Origin of the sequence: Paraburkholderia humisilvae (assembly GCF_902859855.1) — a bacterium.
Lineage (GTDB): Bacteria > Pseudomonadota > Gammaproteobacteria > Burkholderiales > Burkholderiaceae > Paraburkholderia > Paraburkholderia humisilvae.
In genome coordinates, this window is sequence record NZ_CADIKH010000157.1 from 1 (window position 1) to 6,175 (window position 6,175).

General features: G+C 57.4%; 3 protein-coding genes and 6 pseudogenes. 3 read left to right on the forward strand and 6 right to left on the reverse strand.

The features are described 5' to 3' along the window. Positions 1 to 430: 430 nt before the first annotated feature. Together HV796_RS39690 and HV796_RS39695 are read right to left on the reverse strand one after the other, a co-directional pair. Complete coding sequence (locus HV796_RS39690) at positions 431 to 736, reverse strand: hypothetical protein (RefSeq protein ID WP_175233218.1); 306 nt, start codon at positions 734 to 736, stop codon at positions 431 to 433. A gap of 893 nt (positions 737 to 1,629) precedes the next feature. Continuing rightward, positions 1,630 to 1,764 (reverse strand): annotated as a pseudogene (locus HV796_RS39695) (IS6 family transposase); the annotation flags it as partial. Between the two features lie 329 nt (positions 1,765 to 2,093). Here HV796_RS39695 and dctP point away from each other — a divergent pair. Together dctP and HV796_RS39705 are read left to right on the forward strand one after the other, a co-directional pair. Continuing rightward, on the forward strand, positions 2,094 to 3,131 hold the full coding sequence (gene dctP / locus HV796_RS39700; protein WP_246356331.1) for a TRAP transporter substrate-binding protein DctP: 1,038 nt from the start codon (positions 2,094 to 2,096) through the stop codon (positions 3,129 to 3,131). 219 nt (positions 3,132 to 3,350) lie between these two features. Next, positions 3,351 to 3,993 (forward strand): annotated as a pseudogene (locus tag HV796_RS39705) (DNA polymerase Y family protein); the annotation flags it as partial. Between the two features lie 74 nt (positions 3,994 to 4,067). On the opposite strand, the pseudogene HV796_RS39710 reads toward HV796_RS39705, so the two are convergent. Next, a pseudogene (locus HV796_RS39710) lies at positions 4,068 to 4,251 on the reverse strand (DDE-type integrase/transposase/recombinase); the annotation flags it as partial. A gap of 555 nt (positions 4,252 to 4,806) precedes the next feature. Here HV796_RS39710 and HV796_RS44895 point away from each other — a divergent pair. After that, a pseudogene (locus HV796_RS44895) lies at positions 4,807 to 5,070 on the forward strand (IS3 family transposase); the annotation flags it as partial. Positions 5,071 to 5,076: 6 nt separating this feature from the next. On the opposite strand, the pseudogene HV796_RS39715 reads toward HV796_RS44895, so the two are convergent. The 3 genes and pseudogenes from HV796_RS39715 to HV796_RS39725 all read right to left on the reverse strand — a co-directional run. Continuing rightward, a pseudogene (locus tag HV796_RS39715) lies at positions 5,077 to 5,241 on the reverse strand (IS3-like element ISBvi4 family transposase); the annotation flags it as partial. Further along, the gene (locus tag HV796_RS39720) at positions 5,172 to 5,381 is read right to left on the reverse strand and encodes a DDE-type integrase/transposase/recombinase (protein ID WP_175233220.1); all 210 of its coding nucleotides are present in this window, start codon (positions 5,379 to 5,381) and stop codon (positions 5,172 to 5,174) included. The pseudogene HV796_RS39715 and the gene HV796_RS39720, both read right to left, overlap by 70 nt. Before the next feature lie 400 nt (positions 5,382 to 5,781). Beyond that, positions 5,782 to 5,974, reverse strand: a pseudogene (locus HV796_RS39725) (transposase); the annotation flags it as partial. Positions 5,975 to 6,175: the final 201 nt, after the last annotated feature.

Consider the following 6,175-nt stretch of genomic DNA (forward strand, 5'->3'; position numbering starts at 1 on the left):
GTGGATTCCGGTTAGCTGGTTGTTACTCTCGACAAGCAACATTCTCAGCCAACCGCCACCGCCTTCTCAATTCCCCGCCTCAACCCCATACACCAGATCCGACAATAGCTCGCTCACAACACGTTAGATTGGGTAGCCCACTACCTCTCGGCAGCGGGCCCCCCGAAGGTAGGGTCGAGAGCAGGCGCGCGCACGGTAGGCTCCGGTGGTCTCTCCACCACTTTCGCGGTGGACCTCAGTCCGGCTGCCATAGTCACGTTTCCAGCTCCCGCCGCGTCGAACGCAGCTTGCTGGTTTCCGGCACTACGCTCTCCTGTTTGCTTCATGTCAAGGTTATGGGACCCATCACGCTGGCCGTGCTTTCGGTGCGGCAGCACGACGAACACGATAGCCGCTGAACAACAGCTTCAATTCCTCATACAGCCAACGCCTACTCCACCGCTTCCAGCCGAAGCCTCGTCGATTCCGGGATCGCCCCATGTGGCGTCGGATCTTCTTTTCCACCCAGTCCTTGATGAAGCTGAAGCACTCGCTGGAATGTCCAACAGCCGGCCATATGAATGATGCGGACGATGACGTCGACGTTGTCGGTATGCCGTACCTGAGTCAGCATGTAGTGATCGGTTAGCAGCGACGCAGTCGCGCAGCCCCCGACGAATGCCACATCTGAAGTGAGTTCAGGCCCTAGTGCTCGTGCGACATTGCGGATCATCGCAACGTGATCTTCGTAAGCCATATTTAGTTCTTTAGGCGATCATTGAGCAGGGACACCACGAGATTTCGTTCGCGTGGCGACCCCATCAGTAATCAGTATAGAGTCGACGAGCGCCAGCAATTCGTAAAGTAGTCGATCCCGTCGAACTGCAATCGGCACCATGCGAAAGAGCGGCCCGATGGCAAATCCAGATGTGTTTCCCCGGGGATCTGGTCAGACTGGCGCTTTATCTTCGGAACCCTTAAGGATACCTTTTGAACACCGGCTCGGTCAGGCCTGTGGCAATGCCACGGGTGAACTCCCTCATGCGCGCTGGGAAGACGTACCGAATGCCGTGGACCAGAAACTCTTGCAGGCCTCGATAGTTCACTGAAAATCCGCGGTTCCGTCGCAATAAGACGGTGCGCCGGCCTTCACCAGCTCGGCCATGTGCGCCCGCAACTCCGCCGGGTACGGGAACGATGCGTGCCCATTTCGGCACTCCTCCTTCTGTTCAAAAGGATCCGTCTTCGCGGGTCAATCTCACATTAACCTCGGCGCTTGCAGTGGCCAGCATCGTCAGGCGATAAGGGTGCGCGCGCGGAACTTCGTGCTATGTCGATTTGAGTGCGATCATGGCGAGTGGCAGGCGCATCTTGCCGGTCGATCCGCTGGCGGGCCAATTGCTCGCGTTCATCAATCGTCTTGCTACGCAAATCAATGCGCTGCATTTCGATGGCAGCTGCCGGTGAGCCAAGCAGCCCGCCCTACGATTATCTCTGATCGACGTGCCGCAACGCGTGGGCAAACATCCGGCGTCGCGCGTGCACGAACTCACGCCGCGCATCTGGAAATAACTCCTCGCCGACAATCCGCTGCGCTCGCCCCTGCATCAGATCGCGTGAAATCGCAAGGGCGTCGGGGAGTTACCGCTTACGCTCGAACAGCAGTTCTTCCATGTCACAAAAGCTCAACTGAAAGCGAAAATACCACCGCACGACACAACTGGTGACCGCGACTGGAAAACGGCGGCCATGATAGAGCGATTTCGATTTCTTACGTCTCGCCATTTTACGTGATCGACCAAGCAACGTGGACAACGCCCAAAAATCAATTATAGCGAATGGCATGACCCTCTGATACTCGTTACCAAAAATTGAATACCCGATTATATTTGCGATATATCATCGTTATTGGGGTTGAGTTGACGTTGATGCTAATATGTTTTGCACCGAAGTTCAGCGCAATCCTGACTGGGTTAATAGAGTCGTCCTCTGGGTTGGCGGCATTCTCGATTAATTCCGATTTTGTGACAGTTTCTTAGGGCAGAGTGACTGTAATGCCGAAGTTGAAGAGAAGCAGGGTCCCGATTGCACTCGGACTTACAGGACTGCGGACGATGATCGCATGGTCCGTGGCGAGTTTGATCGGCGTTGCCCATGGGTCATCCACGTACGATTGGTCAATCGCAAGTGCGTATCCGGCAGATACGGCCTCCGGAAACGCCGCCGATGACTTCGCGCGTCTGCTAAATCACGCTGGCGTTGGCACTCCTCGTGCAATTCCGCATTTTCAGGATAAGGCGGGTGTTGCCTCAGTTCAGAAGCGTATTAGTCAACAGCCTTTCGGGGTGTTGTTCGGCGGCAATCTGGCTGCTCGCGAACCATTTCTAGCGCGGTCGATTAAACCGTATGTGGTGCATTCAATCGCCCAGGCACGCGATATGGCAAGTATAGACAGACCAGCGTATCGGTGTGCGCTGGATCGCCTCGGTTTGGTTCTGCTCGCGGTGATCCCTTGGCCCCCGACCGGGATCTGGTCACGATCGGAGATCAACGCGCCATCCGACCTGATCGGCATGCGTATCCGTACATATGACGAGTCATCCAAGCGCGTAATGGAAATGCTCGGAGCACAGGCAGTTTTTCTGCCGATTCAGGAAGCGCTTGCGCAAATAAAGGCGGGCCGCGTCGACGCGGTGATGTCGTCGGGCGATGGTGCTGCTGGTCGTGCCTACGCCGAAGTTTTGCCGAACTTTACCGCGCTGGGTTACGCGTACCCGGTCTCTTTTCTTGTCGCCAATAAGCGTTTTCTCGAACGGCTGCCGGAGCTGCAGAGGACCGCGATTTTAACGACGGGTATCCAAACCGAGCACCACGCCTGGGAACGGCTGCCAGAACGTGTGCGCCACAACTATGAGGGTATGGAGGCTTTAGGTATAGCGGTTCACGATCCTGGGCCGCTGGCACTGCTCGAGGCAATTTCCCGTGCTGCAAAGGAAGACAGCCGCAATTCGCCACCGAGCGATAACCGCACGGCGCAGATGTTGACTCAGTTCTGTGCGCAGCTGCCTCTCGATCGACCTAGGTCGGCAGGGAGAAAGGCCTTGACCCGTGAACCCGATCAACCGTTCCCGCATCAGGAAATGAGCCGATGACCGTGGGAAGCGCTACAGGGACGACGGTCTTCTACTCGTATGAGATGACCGACGTGCCGAAGTGGGCTGAGAGCGATGCATTGAAAGCCGCACTCTACGTGCTTGCGAAGACTTTGCCTTGCCGTAGCAGAATCGACATGGCGGGAAATGCGCAAGTTACGTTGCCCATTACGTTGACCAATGACGGATGGCAACGACGGCGACACCGGTGCGGTAAGCGGTGTCGTCACAACATCGACGTACGAGGCGCGGGCGATCGGCGTGCACCCCGCGATGGGAATTATGAAGGCGGCACAGCTTGCTCCCGATGCCTATCGGTTGCCGATGGATTTCGATTCGTACCACCACTACTCGCGCCTGTTCACGGCAGCGGTTCGTAGGTTCACCGACCAGGCATCGACGAGATCTACATCGACCTGACCGGCGACGCGCGACGGCGAGGCCGCAATCAAGGCGGCGGCGCAGAAGGAGACCGCCCTCATCTGCTCGATCTGCGTTGCACCTAACAAGCTGCTCGCCAAGATCAGCTCCGAACTGGACATGCCCGATGGGCCGACGATTCCCGAGCATGCCGATTTTGAGCGCCGTATCTGGCCGCTGCCGGCGCAAGGTCAACGGTGTTGGCCTACAGGCGAACGAAAAGCTCGCCACTATCGGCATCACGACCGTCGGCGAGTTCGCACAATCGGATATTGGACTGCTGCAGGAGACGTTTGGCCACAACTACGCCGACTGGCTTGCGCGCGTCGCGCGCGGCGTCGATCACCGGCCGGTCGTGACCAGTTCTGAGCCGAAGTCGCTGAGCCACGAAACCACATTCCGGCGGGATCTGCCTGTGAAGCAGGACCGCACTGCCCTGTCATTCGCAATGGATGTGTCGCGATAACGATGAGAGGATGAGTAAATCGATATAGATAGGATTGCATATGTGATCTGTGAGTAAAACTGCGCAGCAGGAGTTCTGTTTGCGTCGTCGCGCATCTGCCCCTTGCGAATCATATGCATGAGCCCCGATACCCGTGAGGATGATGCGCGCGCACCGGAAATCCCTGAAGCCCATCATTGGCCTGATGATGCGTTTGATGGCGCGATGGTCCTGCTCGACTACGTTGTTCAAATAGAGCAAGCGCTTTTCGTGGCGTCATTGCCTTCTTCATCGTATGGCCAGAGCGTTTTGGTCCGCCTCGAATTTGACCTCGCCCGTGTTATTGCGATAGAGCCATAGAACGTCACCCGCTGTGAGCAAGTGGATTGCGTCGAGGTGTGGTTAATTACGGGTTAGGAGATGCATGCAGCGTTCGCGATGCGAGAACGTGAGAACTCCATCACCTTTCAGGTAAACGCCATGCCCGGAGTTAACAACCTCACCAGCAATAACGATGATCCGAGTAAGCTAACTTTTGACAATCGATCCGTTTTTATGGGGGAAAGTCCGAACACACCAAATCCACAGATAGAGAGGGCGACTAACCCCTCGTGCCAGGTGACGCGGTTCGATTTCGAAGGACTTCCCACAAGAAAGAGCGGAGCTCCCGTATAGGAGTTACTCAACAAGGAAAAATAAACGCGCGTGAACTCCCCCGCTTGCGGGGGAGTGGGGATACCATCCGACGGTACCGGACATGCACTGGTTTTCCCGGGGAACATTACGGGTTCCATATGGAGATTAAGAGGCCCACTGGAGGTGGCCTTCGTCGACAGTCATCGGGCGTTGTACGGGGCCGAGCCAACCTGCCGAGTGTTGCCGGTTGCTCCGTCGACGTATTACGCACATGCGGCCAGGCGTGCTGAGCCGCGACAGTTTCCGCCACGGACCGGGCGTAACGCCATACTGTGCGAAGCCGTCCGGCACATATGGGAAGAGAATTTCGGCGTGCACGGGGTACGCAAAGTGTGGCGGCAGTTGCAGCGCGAATGCATCCAGGTGGCACAGTGTACCGCCTTCTCGCGTGACGAAGCGCCGATGATAGACGAGCTCGCTTTTCAGCGTATCCCAAAGCGATTCGATTGGCGCATTGTCAAAGCAGTTTCCTCGTCGACTCATTGACGCCTGCATGTGGAGCTGGCCGACGAGTTCCTGGTATGCGTGAGCACGGTATTGCCCTGGTCGGTGTTGACGATCTCAGGTTGCCCGTACTTCGCGAACGCTTCTTCCAACGCCTCGACAGCGTGCATCACCTCCATCGTGATCGTCACGCGGTGGGCCAGTACCTTTCGGCTGCCCAAGTCCACCACGGCGCTCAGATACACAGAGTCGCGCCATCAGGCGTGGAGTAAGAGACAGGGCGTAGGCGAGCTATTTCCCTGTCTCTCCTCCCCGGTAGGGTCGAGAGCTGGCGCGCGCACCGGTAGGCTCCGGTGGTGATTCCACCGCTTTCACGATGGCCTGCAATCCGGCAACCATGGTCACGTTTCCAGCTCCCGCCACGTCGAACGCAGCAGGCCGATTTCCGGCACTACGCTCTCCTGTGTGCTTCATGTCAAGATTTATGGGGCGGATTATGATGGGCGCGCTTTCGGTGTGGCAGCACGACGAACACGATAGCCGTTGAACAGCTTCAGTTCCTCATACATCCACGCGCCTACTCCACCGTTGCCATCTTCGAGGGACCCACGGCACGCGCTTCGCGTATCACGTCGACCGGGACCCGGCCGACGTCTTGCCCGTCTCGAACACTTCGGCAACGCGTTCCTGCAATTGCCTCTTCCAGTTCCGTTTTCTGGTTTGGGTGTACTTGGAACTACTGCGCCAACTCCGCCAGCGTCTTGTCGCCCTCCAGGGCCGCCAGCGCCACCTTCGCCTTGAACGCCGGGCAGTGCACACGTCGATTCCGTTTCGTCATTTTTCTGGGTTCCTCTTTGCCGGCCATTACGGCCGACTCGGGCCCAGCTTTTCCACTTACCGAACTGTTCGAATTCTCGGCGCCACCGCTGGGGGCGACAACCTCGGCTTCAGCGGTCACAAGAAGGTCAAAGGCGACAAGGTCGTCGCCTTCTGCGATCGGCATGCAACGTAATCGCGTCGTTCGTGAGGGCCCCTGGCA